Source organism: Micromonospora sp. NPDC000207 (assembly GCF_040300925.1).
Classification (GTDB): domain Bacteria; phylum Actinomycetota; class Actinomycetes; order Mycobacteriales; family Micromonosporaceae; genus Micromonospora.
In genome coordinates, this window is the sequence record NZ_JBEPEQ010000023.1 from 16,276 (window position 1) to 33,525 (window position 17,250).

The 17,250-nt window shown below is 73.1% G+C and carries 16 protein-coding genes and 1 pseudogene; 5 read left to right on the forward strand and 12 right to left on the reverse strand.

Features of this window, described 5'->3' with window-relative positions:
• Window positions 1-18: 18 nt before the first annotated feature.
• From ABT336_RS08260 to ABT336_RS08275, 4 genes are all read right to left on the reverse strand, one after another.
• Window positions 19-1,125 (reverse strand): 6-phosphofructokinase, encoded by a 1,107-nt coding sequence (locus ABT336_RS08260; RefSeq protein WP_350895831.1) that lies wholly within the window; start codon window positions 1,123-1,125, stop codon window positions 19-21.
• 2 nt (window positions 1,126-1,127) lie between these two features.
• Window positions 1,128-2,588 (reverse strand): aldehyde dehydrogenase family protein, encoded by a 1,461-nt coding sequence (locus ABT336_RS08265; RefSeq protein ID WP_350895832.1) that lies wholly within the window; start codon window positions 2,586-2,588, stop codon window positions 1,128-1,130.
• Window positions 2,585-3,787 (reverse strand): mandelate racemase/muconate lactonizing enzyme family protein, encoded by a 1,203-nt coding sequence (locus ABT336_RS08270; RefSeq protein ID WP_350895833.1) that lies wholly within the window; start codon window positions 3,785-3,787, stop codon window positions 2,585-2,587. Before ABT336_RS08270 ends, ABT336_RS08265 begins: the two co-directional genes overlap by 4 nt.
• A 266-nt stretch (window positions 3,788-4,053) precedes the next feature.
• On the reverse strand, window positions 4,054-4,836 hold the full coding sequence (locus ABT336_RS08275) for a DeoR/GlpR family DNA-binding transcription regulator (RefSeq protein ID WP_350895834.1): 783 nt from the start codon (window positions 4,834-4,836) through the stop codon (window positions 4,054-4,056).
• 122 nt (window positions 4,837-4,958) lie between these two features.
• Between ABT336_RS08275 and ABT336_RS08280 the strand changes: the two genes are divergently transcribed.
• The 5 genes from ABT336_RS08280 to ABT336_RS08300 all read left to right on the forward strand — a co-directional run bounded on the left by ABT336_RS08280 (window position 4,959) and on the right by ABT336_RS08300 (window position 7,836).
• Window positions 4,959-5,828: a hypothetical protein gene (locus ABT336_RS08280; RefSeq protein WP_350895835.1), complete on the forward strand. Its 870-nt coding sequence runs from the start codon at window positions 4,959-4,961 to the stop codon at window positions 5,826-5,828.
• A gap of 3 nt (window positions 5,829-5,831) precedes the next feature.
• Window positions 5,832-6,554 (forward strand): TSUP family transporter, encoded by a 723-nt coding sequence (locus ABT336_RS08285; protein WP_350895836.1) that lies wholly within the window; start codon window positions 5,832-5,834, stop codon window positions 6,552-6,554.
• A complete protein-coding gene (locus ABT336_RS08290; RefSeq protein ID WP_350895837.1) occupies window positions 6,551-6,991 on the forward strand; it encodes a YidH family protein in 441 nt (146 codons plus the stop codon). Before ABT336_RS08285 ends, ABT336_RS08290 begins: the two co-directional genes overlap by 4 nt.
• On the forward strand, window positions 6,988-7,329 hold the full coding sequence (locus ABT336_RS08295; RefSeq protein ID WP_350895838.1) for a DUF202 domain-containing protein: 342 nt from the start codon (window positions 6,988-6,990) through the stop codon (window positions 7,327-7,329). Before ABT336_RS08290 ends, ABT336_RS08295 begins: the two co-directional genes overlap by 4 nt.
• Before the next feature lie 222 nt (window positions 7,330-7,551).
• Entirely contained in the window at window positions 7,552-7,836 is a 285-nt protein-coding gene (locus ABT336_RS08300; protein ID WP_350895839.1) for a hypothetical protein, read from the forward strand.
• A 186-nt stretch (window positions 7,837-8,022) separates the two neighbouring features.
• Here the strand turns inward: ABT336_RS08300 and ABT336_RS08305 are convergent.
• The 8 genes and pseudogenes from ABT336_RS08305 to ABT336_RS08340 form a co-directional block, all read right to left on the reverse strand.
• Window positions 8,023-8,088 (reverse strand): annotated as a pseudogene (locus ABT336_RS08305) (excalibur calcium-binding domain-containing protein); the annotation flags it as partial.
• 15 nt (window positions 8,089-8,103) lie between these two features.
• Complete coding sequence (locus ABT336_RS08310; RefSeq protein ID WP_350895840.1) at window positions 8,104-9,204, reverse strand: thiopeptide maturation pyridine synthase; 1,101 nt, start codon at window positions 9,202-9,204, stop codon at window positions 8,104-8,106.
• A complete protein-coding gene (locus tag ABT336_RS08315; RefSeq protein WP_350895841.1) occupies window positions 9,201-10,208 on the reverse strand; it encodes a thiopeptide-type bacteriocin biosynthesis protein in 1,008 nt (335 codons plus the stop codon). Before ABT336_RS08315 ends, ABT336_RS08310 begins: the two co-directional genes overlap by 4 nt.
• Complete coding sequence (locus ABT336_RS08320) at window positions 10,205-12,781, reverse strand: lantibiotic dehydratase family protein (RefSeq protein WP_350895842.1); 2,577 nt, start codon at window positions 12,779-12,781, stop codon at window positions 10,205-10,207. Before ABT336_RS08320 ends, ABT336_RS08315 begins: the two co-directional genes overlap by 4 nt.
• A gap of 121 nt (window positions 12,782-12,902) precedes the next feature.
• Window positions 12,903-13,058: a hypothetical protein gene (locus ABT336_RS08325; protein ID WP_350895843.1), complete on the reverse strand. Its 156-nt coding sequence runs from the start codon at window positions 13,056-13,058 to the stop codon at window positions 12,903-12,905.
• Between the two features lie 62 nt (window positions 13,059-13,120).
• Entirely contained in the window at window positions 13,121-13,279 is a 159-nt protein-coding gene (locus ABT336_RS08330) for a hypothetical protein (protein ID WP_350895844.1), read from the reverse strand.
• Window positions 13,280-13,427: 148 nt separating this feature from the next.
• Window positions 13,428-14,270 (reverse strand): alpha/beta hydrolase, encoded by an 843-nt coding sequence (locus ABT336_RS08335; RefSeq protein ID WP_350895845.1) that lies wholly within the window; start codon window positions 14,268-14,270, stop codon window positions 13,428-13,430.
• Between the two features lie 166 nt (window positions 14,271-14,436).
• Window positions 14,437-17,169 carry a helix-turn-helix transcriptional regulator gene (locus tag ABT336_RS08340; RefSeq protein WP_350895846.1) on the reverse strand — a complete coding sequence of 911 codons (2,733 nt, stop codon included), beginning with the start codon at window positions 17,167-17,169 and terminating at the stop codon, window positions 14,437-14,439.
• Window positions 17,170-17,250: the final 81 nt, after the last annotated feature.

Genomic DNA, 17,250 nt, shown 5'->3' on the forward strand with positions numbered 1-17,250 from the left:
CCCTTCCGTGTTCTCGTCTCAGCCGAGCAGGGGTTCCAGCCAGCGGTGGAAGGATGCGAGCTCGGTGGGGTGGGTGGTGCGCCACTGCTCGGGTACGGCCCGGGTCCGGCCGGCCACCTCGGCCAGCGGCACCGGGTCGTACCCGACGTCGTACGGATCGCCGGGCCGCCGGTGCAGCCCGACCATGACCCCGCCGCCGCCCTCCAGCAGCAGCCGGGCCGCCCGCCGCCCGACCTCGGCGGCCTCGTGCCTGTCGACCTCGGAGGCGAGGGTGGCGGCACTTCGCTGCGCCATCCCGAGGACCTCGCCCCGGGCGGCGACGCCGAGTCGGGTGCCGACGGTACGGGCGAGGACCCGGGAGACGCCGCCGAGCAGGATGCGGGTGTGGTTGGCCGCCTCGAACGGCTCGTCGGTCAACTCCGGTGCGGCCCCCTCGCTGACCACGACGAAGGCCCGGCCGTCGGTGGCCAGGGCGTCGGCGACCCGGTCCAGGAAGTCCGTCGTGTCGAAGGGGACCTCCGGCAGCAGCACGAGGTGGGGCGCGTGGGTCGGGTCGTCGGCGTGCCAGGTGGCGGCCAGCGCCAGCCAGCCCACCGAGCGGCCCAGGGTCTCCACGATCCGTACCGGCTCCACACCGGCCATCGCCGCGTGGTCGCGGGCCAGGTCCGGGACGATCCGGGTCAGGTACCGGGCGGCCGAGGCGTACCCGGGGCTGTGGTCGACCCCGACCAGGTCGTTGTCGACGGTCTTCGGGATGCCGACGGTGACCAGGGGGCGTCCCCGTGCGGCGGCCCGCTCGCCGAGGGCGTGCAGCAGGGCCATGGTGCCGTTCCCGCCGATCAGGGAGACCCCGTCGACCCGGTGCCGGTCGAGGGAGTCCAGCGCGGCGTCGAGGTCGGCGGGGGTCACCGCCCGGCGGCCACCGCCGAGCCAGGAACCACCCCGACGGGTCACCGCCACCGGCACGTCGGCCGTGCCGACCGGGGTGAACGCGCCGGACACCAGGGCGTCCGGTCCACCCCGCAGGGCCAGCACCGGGTGCCCGTCGGCGGCCTCCAGGAAGCCCCGGAGACTGGCGTTGACCACTGTGGTCGGCGCTCCGGTCTGTCCGATGAGCAGACGCATGGTCAGCCCTCGACCGGCCGGGAGGCCACGCTCTGGAAGCTCTGGAACGCCTCCAGGCCGGGCCGTCCGCCCTCGTAGCCGAGGCCGGAGTGGCCGAGCCCGCCGAAGGGTACCCAGGGGGTGTTCGGCGTACCGGTGTTGATGCCGACGATCCCGGCCCGCAGCCGGCCGGCCACCGCACGGGCGGCGTCGAGGTCGGTGCCGCAGACGTAGCCGGCCAGGCCGTACCCGGTGGCGTGGTGCAGGCGCAGCACCTCGGCGAGGTCCCGGTAGACGTGCACCGGGGCGACCGGGCCGAAGATCTCCTCGGTCATCGCCCGGCTGTCGGCGGGGGCGTCGAGCAGCACCGTCGGGGCGGCGAAGTGCCCCGACGCGGGGACCGCGGCCTCGCTGGTGACCACCCGGGCGCCCCGGGCGGCGGCGTCGGCGACGATCCCGGCCATCCGGGCCGGGTCCTCGGCCGGGGCGAGCGGCCCCACGTCGGTCGCCGGGTCGGTGGGGTCACCGACCCGCAACGCCCGGGTGGCGGCGACGAAGGCCTCGGTGAACTCCCCTGCCACCTCGGCGGCGACGAAGACCTGGTTGGCGGCGATGCAGGACTGGCCGTTGTTGCGGTACTTGGCGACCACCAGGGTCTCGGCCGCCGCCGCCGGGTCGGCGTCGGGGAGCACCACGAAGGGGGCGCAGCCACCCAGCTCCAGCACGGTACGCAGGAAGTGCGGGGCGGCCTGGGCGGCGACCAGCCGCCCGACCCGGGTGGAGCCGGTAAAGGAGACCACCCGGACCGCAGGGTCGGTCAGCCAGGGGGTCACCACCTCCTCGGGGGTGCCGAGGACGGTGGAGAGCAGCCCCTCGGGCAGGTGCCGTGCACACACCTCGGCCAGTACCAACGACGACAGGGGAGCGAGTTCACTCGGCTTGAACAGCACCGGCGCCCCGGCCGCCACCGCAGGGGCGATCTTGCGGGCGGGGATGGAGACCGGGAAGTTCCACGGGGTGAGCACGGCGGCCACCCCGAGAGGTCGGGTCGTCACCTCGTGGCGGGTCCCGGGCACCACGTCGAACCGCTCGGGCGACTGCCCTTCCAGCAGCTCGGCGGTGATCCGCAGGTACGCCACGGTGAGCCCCAGCTCGGCCCGGGCCTCGGCGAGTCGCTTGCCGGTCTCCCTGGTGATCAGGGCCGGCCACTCGTCCTCCCCGGCGAGCTGCTCGACGGTGTCGGCGATGGCCCGCAGTGCGGCGGTCCGCTCGGCGACGGTGCTCCCTGCCCAGCCGGGGGCGGAGCGCCGGGCGGCGGCGAGGGCGGCGGCGGCCTCGGCCGCCGAGCCGGTGGCCACCTCGGCGAAGGCGGTGCCGGTGGTCGGGTCGTGCACCGCCAACCGGGCGCCACCGGCGTCGCGGTGGCCGGCGATCCGCACGGCGGTGTCGGCGGCGAGGACCTGCGAGACGATGGGGTCGGTCACGATAGCTGCTCCTCGTAGCGGTCGAACTGGTCGGGGTCGAGGTCGATGCCGAGGCCGGGCCGGTCCGGCACCCGGACGGTGCCGTGGTCGGTGAGCAGCGCGTCGGCGGCAGCGCGCAGCGGATTGGAGCGGATGTCCCACTCGACGAGTCGGGTGGCCCGGCTGGCGGCGGCGGCGCAGACCGTCGCGGCGGTGGCGACGGCGCCGTTGTACAGGTGCGGGTTGACGGTGTGCCCGGTGGCGGCGGCGGCGCTACGGACGGCGAGGAACTCGGTGATCCCACCGACCTTGCTCAGGTCCGGTTGCACGATCCGCACCGCGTCCTGACGCAGGTACGGCGTGAAGGCCGCCGCCCCGTACAGGTTCTCCCCGGTTGCCAGGGGCATCCCGGTACGGCGGGCCAGCTCGGCCAGCTCGTCCGGTCGGTCACCGGCGAGCGGCTCCTCCAGCCAGGCCACCCCCAGCTCGGCCAGGGCGGGGGTGACCTCCAGCGCCTCGTCGAGGGACCACGCCTGGTTGGCGTCGGCGAAGAGCTGCGCGTCGTCACCGAGGACCCGGCGGGCGGTGCGGAGGTTGGCCAGATCGGTGTCGGTACCGAACCCGACCTTCACCTTCACGGCGGTCAGGCCGAGGTCGGCGCAGCGTTCGGCGGTTTCGGCGACCCCGGTCGGGCCGAGGCTGGAGCCGTAGACCGGGACCTCGGCGGGCGGCTCGGGGTGGTCGGCGAGGAGTCGGGTCAGTCCCACCCCGGCGTGGCGGGCGGCGAGGTCCCACAGGGCCAGGTCGACGCCACTGACGGCCTGGTGGATCGGGCCGGGTGCGCCCCACTGCCGACCCAGCGGCCGCAGTCGGCGCAGCAGGGTCCGGTGGGCCTCGGCGGTGTCGGTGAAGCGCCGACCGACCAGGAGGGGGGCGACCCCCTCGCGGATCGTGGCGACCCGCTCCCGCCACGCCCAGGAGGGGTAGTTGGCCCAGGTCTCCCCCACGCCCACCGACCCGTCGGCGAGCTCGACCTCGACCAGGATCATCACCCGGTGGGTCAGCGGGGCGAAGGACATGGCGATCTGCTCGTCGGGGCGGGCCCGCAGCACCCGGCACCGCACGGCGGCCACGGGGACGTCCGGCAGCCCCGCCGGCGTCGACGCGGTGTCCGGCGGCGCGGAGGTGGGCTGCCCCACGGCTGCGGAGGTCCGGAGCATTGTTTCCTCTCTCACAACTTAGGCCGAGATGCATGCAATCTTGGGGGCACGTGAAGTCCTCGTCAAGGGGCAGTAACAAATGTGTTGCCTGCTGAGCGGGCCGACCGGGGAAATTCCGCCCCGCGACGCGGTGGCGCGACGGGGCAACGGGGGCGCGGTGACCCGGCGCGGCCCGGTGCGGCGTGCGGCGGAGCGGGGCCGGTCGGCGGGACGCGCGGGCACGACGGGCCGGTGCGGCGGGGTGGTGCGGTGACGTACGGCCGAGGTCAGGCGCGGACGAGCCGGGTCCCGGTACGCCGGGCGGCGTCGGCCACGGCCGGGGGCAGGTCGACGTCGGTGACCAGGGTGTCGATCCGGTCGAAGGCGCAGACCCGAACCGGGGCGCTGGCGTCGAACTTGCTGCCGTCCGCGACCAGGACCACCTCGTCGGCGATCTCCATCACCGCGTGCTTGGCGGTGAGCTCCACCTCGGAACGGACGTAGACACCCCGGGCGTCGACAGCGCTGGCGCCCAGGAAGAGCATCCGCACCCGCATCCGTTTCAGCAGGTCCAGTGCGGCGAAGCCGACCATCGCCTGGTTCTCGTGCAGCATCTCGCCGCCGAGGCCGATCACCCGGACGCGGGGTCGGTCCAGCATCTGCGCCAGCACGGGAACGGAGTGGGTGACCAGGCAGCCGTCGAAGTCGTCGGGCAGACAGTGCGCCACCGCGGCTGCTGTCGTACCGCTGTCCACGCCGATCGTGTCGCCCGGCGCGACCAGGGCGGCGGCGGCGCGGCCGACGACGAGCTTGGCCTCGGGGTTGACCTGCGCCCGGTGCAGGTAGCTGGGGCCGGCGGCACCACCTGGGGGCAGGCTGACCCCGCCGTGGACCAGCACCGCCTCGCCCCGCTCGGCGAGCCGGCGCAGGTCCCGCCGGACGGTCATCGGGGAGACGCCGAGCTGGTCGGCGAGGTCCGTGACGGCGAGAAAGCCCGACCGGCGCAGCGCGGCCATGATCTGGGTCCGGCGCTGTGGAGCGCCGTCGTAGCGCAGGGACTCCAAGGTCACGCCGGGCGCCTTCCTGTCGGACGGTCGGGTGGAAGTCTAGAGCACCGACCCATCTGGTTAATTTCTAACAACGGATGTTAACTTCTACCATCTGTTGTTCTGTCTGCTCGGGAGGATGAGCCGTGACCGACTTCCCCACCTCCAGCCTGGCCCGCCCCTCCGGCGGGTACGCGATGCTCGCCGTCGACCAGCGCGAGGCCCTCCGGGCCATGTTCGCCGCCCACCAGTCCACCCCCGTCACCGACCAGCAGCTGACCGACTTCAAGGTCGCCGTCGCCCGGGTGCTCAGCCCGTACGCCTCCGCCCTGCTGGTGGACAAGCAGTTCGGCTGGGACGCCGTGGTGGCAAGCGGTGAGGTGGCCGAGAACTGCACCCTGATCGCCGCCGCGGACGCCTTCACCGGCAGCGCCACCGAGTTCGTCGCCGACGTGGCGATCGACCCCGCCGTCGACCCGGCCACCGTCCGCGCCGAGGGCGCCAAGGCCCTCAAGCTGCTCCTGCTCTGGCGTCCCGACGAGGACCCCGAGGGCCGGATCGCCCTCGCCACCGACTTCATCCAGCGGTGCCGCCAGCACGGCCTGACCAGCATCATCGAGCCGGTCAGCCGGGGCCCCCGCGACGGCGGGGCGTACGACCACGAGGCCGGCATCCACGCCGCCGCCCGGGAACTCGGCGCCCTCGGTGCCGACCTCTACAAGGCCGAGGTCCCCACCCACGGCAAGGGCAGCGAGGAGGAGATCCTCGCCGGCTGCCACCGGATCACCGAGGTCGTCGACAGCCCCTGGGTCGTCCTCTCCTCCGGGGTGCCGGCGGAGCGCTTCGGCCTGGCAGTGCAGACCGCCTGCCGGGGCGGGGCCTCCGGGTTCCTGGCCGGACGGGCCGTCTGGGCCTCCGTGGTCGGCAGCCCCACGCTGGAGGCCGACCTCGCCTCCGTCTCCGTCGACCGGCTGCGCCGACTCGCCGACCTCGTCGACGACGCCGTCACCCGCTGAGCCGTGCCGGTCGGCGATCTGCTCGCGGTGGCCGCCGTGGCGCTCGGCGCCACGGCGCAGCGCCTCACCGGACTGGGGTTCGCCCTGGTGGCGGCCCCCTTCCTGGTGGTCCTGCTGGGGCCACGCACCGGAGTCACCCTCGCCAACCTCCTCTCCATCGCGATCTGCGCGATCGTGCTCGCCAGCACCTTCCGACACCTGCAACGCCGCCTCGCCGTGGCCCTGGTCGCCGGGGCGGCGCTCGCCGTGCCGGTGGGCGCGCTGGTGGTCCGGACCCTGCCCACCCCGGCGCTGCTGATCGGGGTGGGCACGCTGACCGCCGGTTCGGTGCTCTGGGTGGTCGCCGGGCGGGAACTTCCGCTGCTGCGCCGCCGTGGCGGGGCCCTCGTCGCCGGCGTCGCCTCGGGCTTCTGCAACACCACCGCCGCCACCGGCGGCCCGCCCCTGGCCGTCTACGCAGCCAGCACCGCCTGGCCGCAGCGGGCCTTCGTGCCGAGCGTGCAACTCGTCGGACTGGTCAGCAACGGGCTCTCGGTGGCCGTCAAGGGACCCCCGGCGGTCTCCCTGCCCCTGGTCGTCGCCTGTGCGGTGGCGATGGCGGTCGGGCTGCTCGGCGGGCAGTTCCTCACCCGGCGCGTCAGTGAAGCCCACGCCCGCCGGATGATGCTCCTGCTCGCCCTCGCGGGCAGTCTGCTCGCTGTGGGCAAGGGGGTGACCTCGCTGTGACCGGACGCCACGACGCGGGTTCCACCGCCCCACCGCCCGACCGGTCGACGACCGACCCGGACGACACACCCGGTGTCGGCTCGGTCCGCCGGCCCGGGCGGCTCTTCGCCGTCGGCAGCGACCCTGATCCCCGGTTCACGCTGGCCAACGAACGCACCTTCCTCGCCTGGATCCGTACGTCCCTGGCGCTCTTCGCGGCCGGGATCGCCCTGGAGGGCCTGAACCTGCCCATCCACGCCGGGTACCGGCTGGCCGCCGCCGTGCTCCTGATCGCACTCGGCACCCTCACCCCGGCCCACGCCTGGTACAGCTGGTTGCGCACCGAGCGGGCACTGCGGCTGAGCCGGGGACTACCACCGCCGACCAGCATGGCGGTGCCCCTCGCAGTCGGACTGCTGACCGTCGGGGTCCTGCTCACCCTCGGCCTCCTCTGGTGAGCGGGGCGGGTCTGCACGTCGAGCGGACCAGACTGGCGTGGCGTCGTACCGCCGCCGCCTACGCGTTGGCCGCGCTCGTGGTCGGACGGATCCTGGCGTTCGACCTGGGGCACGTCGCGCTGGCGGTCGCGATTCCGTTCGCTGCCGTGGCGCTGCTCGTGGTGATCGGGCCGCTGCCCGGCCGGGCCTCTGCGGCCCGGGACGTCCACCGGGCCCCGGGCGACCCGTCGGCCGGGGACGCACCGCCGACAGCTCCGGCACCCGCGCTACTCGCCCTGGTAGCGGCGGTGACCGCCCTCGCGGGACTGACGGGGGCGGTCACAGTGCTCCTGGCCTGACCACTGCCGAACCAACGGCGAACGATCAGCGGTACCCCAAGTACCGGTCACGATCAGTGGGATCGGCCCCCGGGACGGCCGGATCAGCACGATTCCTGGGATTCCCGTAAGTCGGATTGTGGACCGAAGACAAAACCTCTCCTCGGCTTAGCATGAACCGCAACATTCATCGACGGACGCCCACGGCCTGACATCGGTGGTGGGCGCGTGGAGAGGAGCCTGATGCGCAGACAATCGCTGCGGCAGCGTCTGACCCGGTCCATCATGGTCGTCACTCTGGTGACCAGTGGTCTGGGCGTGACGGCCGGAGCCGCCCAAGCCGCCCCGGTCCCCGCCGTGACCGGGGCTGTGAGTGCGGCACCGGTCACGCTGGCAGCGGGTGGGTGGGGACTCCAGGGCGTCTTCCCCGACCCGGTCACCTGCCACATCGCCGGGATCGCCTCCGGACGCGAGTACGTCTGCGTCTGGTACGTCCTGGCCTGGGCCCTGAACGTCTGGCAGGACTAGCCGACTGGTCCCGAACCCAGGGGCCCACGTCGAGGCGTGAAGATCGACCCCGGTCTCGCACACCCCGCCGACGAGGCAGGCCACCACAGATCGCCGATTCCGGACTGGTCTGCCTCGCCGTGGCACGATCCCTGCCCGGCGCACGTCAGGGATCCCACTGGACCTGCGCCCTGGTGGCCCGGCCTCCTACTCGCAGCCGATGCCGTCGCCGTCGCGATCCAGGCGTCGGGAGCATCCCGGATCACCGCGCCGGGACGGTGCCCCGGTTCACCGTCGGTCGGCGACGAACTGCCGGGCCAGGGCGACCGGTGAAATGTCGTACTCCTCCTCGACTGTGCGGGCCACCAGGTGGCAGAGCAGATAGCGTTGGGTCGGCACGATGCCGATCCGGCTCAGGTGGGAGTAGAGCTGGTTGATCGCCAGCCGGTGGCAGCGGAACCACACCTGCGACAGCACCTCCCTGTGGTGGTCGGGCGTCTCCCGGAGGACGTCGTGGAACTCGATGCGGTGTCGTAGCTCCATGTCCTGCTGGTCGAGGTGGTCGAGGTCGATCTCGCCGGTCGTGAACAACGGCTCGGCCAGCGCCTTCTGCCGTCGGACGATGTCCAGCCAGGCTGCGACGAGGGGTTCCGGTCGAGTTCCCGCCACGACAGCCTCGGTGGCGTGCAGCCGGTCGCGCAGCGCCGGACGGTGGCTGTCGTACCGCTCGTCGAAGGCGCTGCGTACGGCGTCGGGATCGGCGGTGTAACCCAGCAGCGACTCGACGTGCGAGCGGAACGACATGTACCCCCGGGAGATCGGCGGGACGCTGAGGTGACCGAAGGCGAACATCAGGTCCAGGGCGTGTCCGACCCGGTCCACCCCGTCGCTGCGGACGGCGGCCAGGGTGTCGAAGGTCAGGGCGGTGCTGTCGGCGTACCCGTCGGCGAGCAGGTTCGCCAGGGCGGTGCTGCCCAGGACGTGCCGGCGGTCCTCGTAGGGCTCGAACTGGATGGTGTTGTCCGGGTACCAGGGGGTGAGCGGGCCCGGATCGGCCTCGCGGACGGCGAGCCGCCGGTGCGCCGCCAGGTGGTCGGCCTCCCGCAACGCGGCCGTCGAGGGTTTGTCGTCGAGGTACGCGGTGAGGTGGCGGTGGGCGGTGGGACGCACCACCTCCGCCCAGAGTTGCGGGGTGGTCCGCAGGTTGATGCGCAGGTGAGGGCCACGACGCCAGTGTCGGAGCAGGTGGGGTCGGTCGACGGCCTCGGCGAGTGTGGCCAGCAGGGGGCGTACGCCGTCCAGGATCAGGTCGTCCTTCTCCTGGGCGTGGTAACGAATCTGGATGCTGTACCAGCCGGGATCCTCTTGGGACGGGCGGATGTGCGTCATGCGTCCTCCTGTTCACGGGCCGGATCACCGACGTCGACGCAGGTCGCGTGGACGAGGTAGTGCAGTTGGGTCTCCTGGTCGACACCGATTCCGAGCCGGTTGCAGAGCAGGTGCACGCAGCGGAGCAGGACGACGAGAAGTCGCTGCTCGTCGCGGTCCGGACCGGTGTCGGCGGCGAAGCGGGCGGCCACTGCCCGCAGGTCGGGGTGGAACTCCCCGGCCCGGTGCAGTTCCACGAGCTCCGCGTGGAGCCGGTGGATGGACCCGGACCAGGCGGCGGCGTGGGGTTCCGGATTCCCCGACGGCGGCGACTCCCGCTCGGGGGGCCAGCAGCCGGACACCAGTCGTCGGAGCGCGGCGCGTTGCCGCTGGTAACTGCTTCGCCGCCGGCCCCGGTCGTCGGGAGGGGTCCAGCCGGACCGGGTTCGGGCCAGCAGGTGGGCCAGGCGGTGTCGGTCGGGTTGCCACGCGGCCAGCGCCGAGGCCAACGCGACGACCGCCAGGCGGGAACGGTGGTTCGGGGCCGTCGGGCGGGCCAGGGCCGACAGGGCCACCCGACTGGATTCGGTGAAGTGGCGTTCGACGGCGCGGGTCGCCGTGGGGCCGCCGAAGACGGCGTACTCGGGGTGGTAGGGCAGGGCCTCCACCACGTCGGGTGGGCGGATCCGCCGGTCGTGGTCGGCCCGGTCCTCGATGCGGGCGTACCGCTCGGCGAGGGCCGACCACTGTTCGACGGAGCCGGACCGTGGGGTGGGGAACCGGGCCAGGTGCCCTTCCAGGGCCGACCGGGCCCGGTCGGCGACCTCGGCCGCCAGGTCCGGCCGGGTCGGCAGCAGTCGGAGCCGCAGGTGCGGCCCGCCCTCCCAGTACCTGATGAAGAAGAACTGGGCGAGTCGGCCGTCGGCCTGCAACGAGGTGACCAGCGGTGCGACGGTCTCGGTGAGCAGCCGGTCGTGGTCACCGCTGTGGAAGGCGTGCAGCGACAGCCAGGGCGGCGCTGTCACGTCGGGCCGATCTCGACGACGTACTCGGTCACGTGTCGGCCTTCGTCGCCGAAGCTGGGGGCGGCGGCGAGCTGTGGCAGGGCCTCCCGGAAGACCAGCACCGCGTCGGGCTCGCGGAGGAGACGCTCGAAGAGGCGTACGAGGAACAGGTTGGCCAGGTCGAGGTAGACCGGCTTGACCGGTCCGGGTGGCCGGTCCGGCCCGGTGGCCGTGACGTACGACCGGTGGGGGATCCGGTGGTCGGCGAACCAGCCGGCCAGGGTCAGCAGGTACTCGGAGTCGTCGACCCCCTTGGCGCGGGTCGGCACGAGGTCGGCGGGGACCCGCCAGGAGGCCCGGGAGACTGTCACCCGACCGATCGACAGTCGGGGGCTGCGCCACACCGCCCGGGGTGGGTGATCCGGTGGTCGGTCGAAGATCTGGGTGGTCGGGGCGGCGGCGTTCGGCACGTCACCGAAGAGCTGGACGAGGAGGCGGGCCAGTCTGGGCAGCCGGGCCCCGGCCATCATGCCGGTGTACGCGATACGGACCGCTTCCTCGTCACCGCGCCGTAGCAGGTGCAGCGTCGGGGTCGCCTCGTCGGCGACGACGACCAGTTCGCCGAGGGGGATCCGCTGTCGCGGCGGCCGGGCGCTGACCGTACCCGGGTAGGAGATCTCGTGGCCGACGGCCGGGGAGCGCAGGTTGACGTTGCTGCCGAAGAGTCCGGTGAGCTCGGCGAGGCAGCCTGACCTGTCGGGGGGTGACGACGCGGTCGACGGTTCGACGGTGTCGGTCCCGTCCGGTGTGGCCTTGGCCAGGAGCCGGCGTATCCGGCTGCGGACCGCGCCGTGGCCGGCGCCGACGCCGTTGAGCACGAGCCGGAGCCCGTCGGTGGCGGGTACCTGTTGGACGAAGCAGGCCAGCGCCGGGGCGGGCCGCACCCACGCGGGCCACTCGTCCACCGCCTTGCGGACCTGCGACGGGTCGACTGTGACTCCGTTCGGCGTGGTCTCCGGGCCTGCCCACAGGGCGGTGAGGGCCTGCTGCCGGAGCCGGTGCAGCCACCGCACCTCGGCGATGGTGCTGCGGGCCGGGTCGGCGGGCTCCCCCGGGCCCAGCAGCACGGCGAGTTCGGCCACAGCCGTTCCCGGATCGGGGTCGGCTGTCATCCGGGACAGTTCCCGGTGCAGTTCGAGCAGCCCGATCCGGGCCCCCGCTCCGAACCGGTCGACGAGGACCCGGTGGGCCACCAGCCGGACGACTGTCGAGTGCTGGAAGAGGGCCAGGAACCGGTGGATCACGTGCAGGTCGGCCACCGTCGGACCCCACCCGGCCCCGCCGAGACGGACCGGTTCGGCGGTGAAGACGGCGTTCTCCCGGAAGAGGTTGCGGGCCGGCAGGGGTACGCCTGCGACCTGGCCGCTCACCGCCTCGAACCCGGCGCGGATCCGGTGGTGCAGCTCTCGGCGGCGGGTGATCCCGGCCTCGGGGGTCGGATAGGCGTCGAGGGCGTCCGCGAGTTCCCGCAGTGGACCGGCGGCCGGCGATTCGTCGCCGATCCAGGCATGCAGGTCACGCAGGTGGTCGGCCGACTGGTCGGCGAAGGGCGGTTGGACCTCGAAGAGACCGACCTCCACCAGCCGGTCGAAGATCCGGGTGACGGCTTCGCCACCGAGGCGGCGACCGACCTCCGCGAGGGGCGCCCCGGCACCGACGGCGTCGATCGCCCTGCGGACCGGCGGGGTGAGCAGCACCCCCTGGATCCGCTCGCGTCGCGGGTGGCCGAACCAGATGCGTCCCTCGGCCACCTCGGCGTCCGGGGCGGTGACCACCGTCAACCGTCCGGCGGCCTCGTCGTCGGCGGCGAGGCCCCGGGCGAGCGCACGAAGCAGGGGTACGTTCGGCTCGACGACGCTGCTCCAGGCCCACCGGCCGGTGGGTTCGACGGCGGTCGGTGCGTCTGACCACCGGCACAGTCCGCTCATCATGAAGGTGGCCTGCGGGCTGGTCTTGGCGACCGTCCGGGCCAGGTACTTGGCCAACCGCAGGGCCACCTGGGCCCGGGGTGGGCTGCCCTCGGGCTGGTCTCGCCATCTCAGCAGCGCGCCGAACAGGTCCTCGCTGGACTGCAGGAGCCCGAACTCGAAGACCTCGGTGGCGCTCCACCGCCGCAGGGCCCGCAGGCTGCGGGTCCGTTCGGTGTCGAGGAGTTCGGGCAGTTCCCGGGTCAGGGTGGCCAGGCGGGCCAGCTCGGCCGTCCAGTCGGCCAACTCGGACCGGAAACGTGCGGGGAGCAGCTCGGCGTGGTTGCCGGGCCAGGCCCGGGGCCCGGGTGTACGGCGGTTGTGCAGGGCCCGCCGCAGGGCCACCAGTTCGGGCCGGACTCCGGCGAGGGCCGGGTCCCCGATGAACCCGTGCACCTCCTGGGCCAGCCTGTCGCCGACCTCGGTCACCCGACGGCGACCGGCGAGGACGGCCTGCACGGACGCCCAGGTCTCCGGTGTGGCGGTCTCGTCGAGGGCCTGGATGGGGAGGGCGGCGACCCGTACGACGACGACGGGGCCGGTGGAGCGGGTCGGTGGAGCGGGCACGCTGAACCTCGCACAGGGGGACGTGTCGGTGTCGGGCCGGCCGTCTTTCGGAGGGGTAGGTCGTGGTGACAGTGGGATCGGCTCCGGCGTACCGGGGTGGCACGCCGGAGCCGCCCTCGGTTCAGATCAGCCAGCTTCCGAGCCATCCGGAGGCGCCGACCTCGGTGTTGCCCAGCCCACCGACGTTCACGGCGGCCAGTTCCTCGTCCGTCGCGAGGTCGAGGTCGACGATGTCGAGATCGGCGAACTCGGTCGCCTGCACTGCCACGTCGTCCATGACGTACTCCCTTCCCGGACCACCCACCCTGGGTGGTTCCACAGTCGTCGGAGGTGCTCCGGTCAGATCAGGTAGCTCCGACCCCAGTGGCCGGACGCGCCGACCTCGGTGTTGCCCAGCCCACCGACGGTCACCGCGGCGAGCTCCTCGTCCTGCGGAAGGTCGAGGTTCACGATGTCGAGGTCGACGAACTCCGCCGCCTGCACTGCCACGTCCTCCATGACGAACTCCTCCCCGGACCACCCACTGTGGGTGGTCCTGTCGTTGCCGAAAACGGTCGGCCGATGACGATGGCCGATGTGGTGCCGGATACGGACGGGTGTCGCCCGGACCACCGACCGTCGGTCGGGGTCTCCTCCCCGTGACGGGTCACGCGGAGTCGGTCCGCCAGGGCTGGTCGGTCCGGGCATGGTCGAGGGCCCATTCCAGGGCGAGGTCGGCGACGGCCTCCCAGCCGGGTGCGCCGCAGGTCCAGTGGTCGCGCCCGGCCAGCTCCCGGTACTCGGTGACAGCGGGAGAACGGTGGTAGCGCCGGGCGTTGGACCTGTTCACCGACGGCGGCATGATGTGGTCCTTCTCGCCGGCGATGAACAACAGCGGGGCCCGGTCGGCGTCGTAGTCGACCCAGGTGTCCTGGTGGCCGGGCTTGAAGTTGGCGAGCAGGCCGTACTCGAAGATCCAGTGCCCGGGGGCGGGGATCGCGTACCGCTCCCAGATCCGCTGCGACTCCTGCTCGGTGAGGGTGTTGGTGAAGGCGTAGTGGAACTCCTTCGGGGTGAATCCGACGGCCTTCCTCCGGTTGGCGGGGTTCCTGAGGGCCGGGAACAGGGATCTCGCCTGGGAGAACGGCTGGACCCGGACCCCCTCGGTGGGTGCGGAGTCGACGACCACACCGGCTGCCCCGAGGCCCCGGGCGAGCAGGAGTTGGGTCAGGGTGCCGCCGAAGGAGTGCCCGATGATGACCGGTGGGGTGTCGAGGGACTCGACGACCCGCGCCAGGTGGTCCACCGTCTCGGGCACCGTCAGGTTCGCGATGATCTCGGGTCGGTCGCGCAGCGCCTCGACCTCGATCTCGAAGCCCGGGTAGGCGGGTGCCAGCACCGTGAAGCCCTTGGCCTCGTAGTGGGCGACCCAGTCGGCCCAGCTTCGGGGGGTGACCCACAGCCCGTGGACGAGGACGACGCTGTCGGGACGGCGATTCGTCTCGGTCATGTCCGGTGCTCCTCTGTGGTCCGGGAAGACGGGAACAAGGGCAGGTGGGTCCGGTCGCCGGTCGAGCTGATCCACGGGGCGGTCGACCTGCTCGGCGGCGCTGCGGTCCGGTGTCAGCCTGCCCCTGCGGGTGGGCCTCCCGGACCACGTGGGACACGTAGTCTTCTCAGGCCTGGCCGCGCCGGAGCCGATCCGCGAGCTGCCGTCGCGAGGAGACGCCCAACTTCTGGAAGACCTTGCGGAGGTGGTAGTCGACGGTGTTCACGCTGAGGAACATGGCAGCCCCGATCTCGGCGTTGGTGTGGCCCGCCGCGGCGAGTTCTGCGGCGGTGAGTTCCTGGGAGGTCAGCCCGGCGGGACGGGCCGGTGTCGCCTCCTCCCAGGTGTCACCCAGGGCCCGCAGCTCACGCCCCGCCCGACCGGTGAACGCGTCGGCACCCGCCGACCCGAAGATCTCCGCTGCCCGACGCAGGTGGGGTCGGGCGGCGGCACGCCGCCTGGTGCGGCGCAGCCACTCCCCGTAGGCGAGGTGGGCCCGGCCCTCCTCGACCCGCGCCCGGCAGCCGTCGAGGACGGTCACCGCCGCCCGGAAGTGCCGTTCCACGTCGACGCCGGAGGCTGCGGCCTCGACCACCGCACGGGACCGCGCGGCCAGCCCAAGGGCCAACGGTGTCCGGCAGGCCTCGGCCCGTTCGTCGAGCTTCGCGACGACGGCCCGCGCCTCGGCGAGGTGGCCGGTACGGGCGGCCGCCTCGGCGAAGTCCGGCCAGGTCGTGGCGGTGACGTGCAGGAACGGGTCGTCGATGAAGGGTTTCAGGGTCGCGTACGCCTCCGCGTCCCGCCCCTCGGCGAGGTCGATCCTGGCGAGCACCGCCAACGCGGAGGCCTGCACCCCGCCGAACCCCATCCGGTACGTCGCCTCGGCCATGGCCAGGACCTGGTCACGGGCGGCTGCCGACCAGGCCAGCACTGCCACGTTCACCACGTGCTCGGCGTCGTAGCCGATCGCCCGCCGCAGCTCGCGTACCTGCTCCATGTACTGGACCGCCCGGTACGGGGTGCCACCCGTCGCCTCGGTCAGGGACAGCACCCACAGCGCGTTGTCGAGCATCTGCAACGCGCCGACGTCCCGGGCCGCCTCGGCCCACCTGGTCAGGAACCGGTGTATGGCGTCGACGTCCCACACCGCCGTGGCCAGGGCCACACAGCTGTGACCGAACTGGAGAATCTCGGCGGCCCCCATCCGGTCGTACGCCGCCAGGGCGGCCCTGACCGGCGGCACCGCCGCTGCGTAGGGTTCGAGAATCAGGGCGCTGACGGCCCGCAGGATCGTCGCCGCGTCCCCCTGCTTGACCCGGGCCCCCTCGGCGAGCCGGCGGCCGAGGTCGGTCCAGTCCAGGCCGGTGTTCAGCCGTTCCGCCGGCAGGGCGCACTCCCAGGCCCGGATCAGTGCGGCCTGCTCCAGGTCGGGGTCCTCGCCGTGGAAGAACGCGGCGGCGGCGAGCATGTCGGCGGCGGCGTGGGTCAGCGCGGGTGCGGCGACGAAGAGCGAGTGGGCGGCCCGGACGGCTACCAGCCGGCCCCGGGACACCGGTTCGAGCGAGTCCTCGTCGATCTCGTCGACGAGGTCCTTCGTCAGTTGGCCGACGCCCGCCGTCAACGCGGCCTCGGCGGCACCCACCAGCCGCGCGGACCTGCGTCGGCCGGGCAGGGTGAGGGCGGACGCCTCGATCAGGACCCGGGCACGTGAGGCGAACCCGCCGCGCCTGGCCGCCAGGTCGGCGACGAGTTCGAGGCGCTGCGCGACGTCCTCGTCGACGCCGAGGGTCGCCTTGGCCGCGTGCCAGGCGGCCCGTTCGACGAGGTCGAGCTTCTCGGCGACGGCGGAGAGGGCGCGGTGGGCCCGGCGACGTTGTCTGCCCTCGGCTGCGTTGTAGGCCGCTGATCGCACGAGGGGGTGGCGGAAACGCAGGGCACGACCCAGCTCGACGAGTCCGGCGGCCTCGGCGGCTTCCGCGACGTCGGCAGGTAGCCCCAGCTCCTGCGAGGCCAGGGTGATCAGATCCAGGTTGCCTGTGGAGTCGGCCGCCGCCACGAGCAGCCAGAGGCGTACCTCCTCCCCGAGCTGGCACACCTGTCTCAGGTAGTGCTGTTCGAGGTGGCGTCCGATGGGCAGCGGTTCGTCACCGAAACTGGACTCGGTGAGCTGCTGGATCGTCAGCTCGGCGGCCAGGTCGACGAGCGCGAGCGGGTTGCCGTCGGTGGCGGCGACCACCCTGGCGGCGACCAGTGGGTCGATCGGGCCGGGCAACGACCGGGTGAGCAGCCGCCTCGCCGCCTCCTGCGGCAGGCCGGTCAGGGCCACCGTGGCGATACCCGCCGCCCGGCTCGGGAACGCCGCCGTCGTACGGGCGGCGAGCAGCAGCGTCACCGGTTCCGCCGCCAGGCGGCGCCCCACGAAGGCGAGGACGTCGAGGGACTCCGCGTCCAGCAGGTGCGCGTCGTCGACAGAGCACACCACCGGGGTCGACCCGCCCGCCGCGCCCAGCAGACCCAGCACGCCGAGGCCGACCAGGAAGCGGTCGGGTGCGGGGCCGGCGACCTCACCTGCGGCGACGAGCAGGGCCTGCCGGTGCCCGTCGGGTACGGCGTCGAGGTGTCGACGCAGCGGTCGGATGAGCCGCTGCACGGCGGCGAAGGGCATCGTGATCTCGGCCTCGAACCCGTCGACTTCGAGCAGCTGCCGGCCGGTCAGACCGCCGGTGGCGGCCTTGAGCAGAGTCGTCTTGCCGATGCCCGGGTCACCCAGGAGGAGCAGGGAGCCACCTCGGCCGTCCCGCCCGTTGCCGAGCAGCGTGCTGATTCTTTCCAGTTCCGGATCGCGACCGAGTAGCTCCACGACTCCCCCACCGAGTGACTCCCGCCGATGGGTAGGACCATACGAAAACCAACACGCATACCGATACACACATTGTTACGT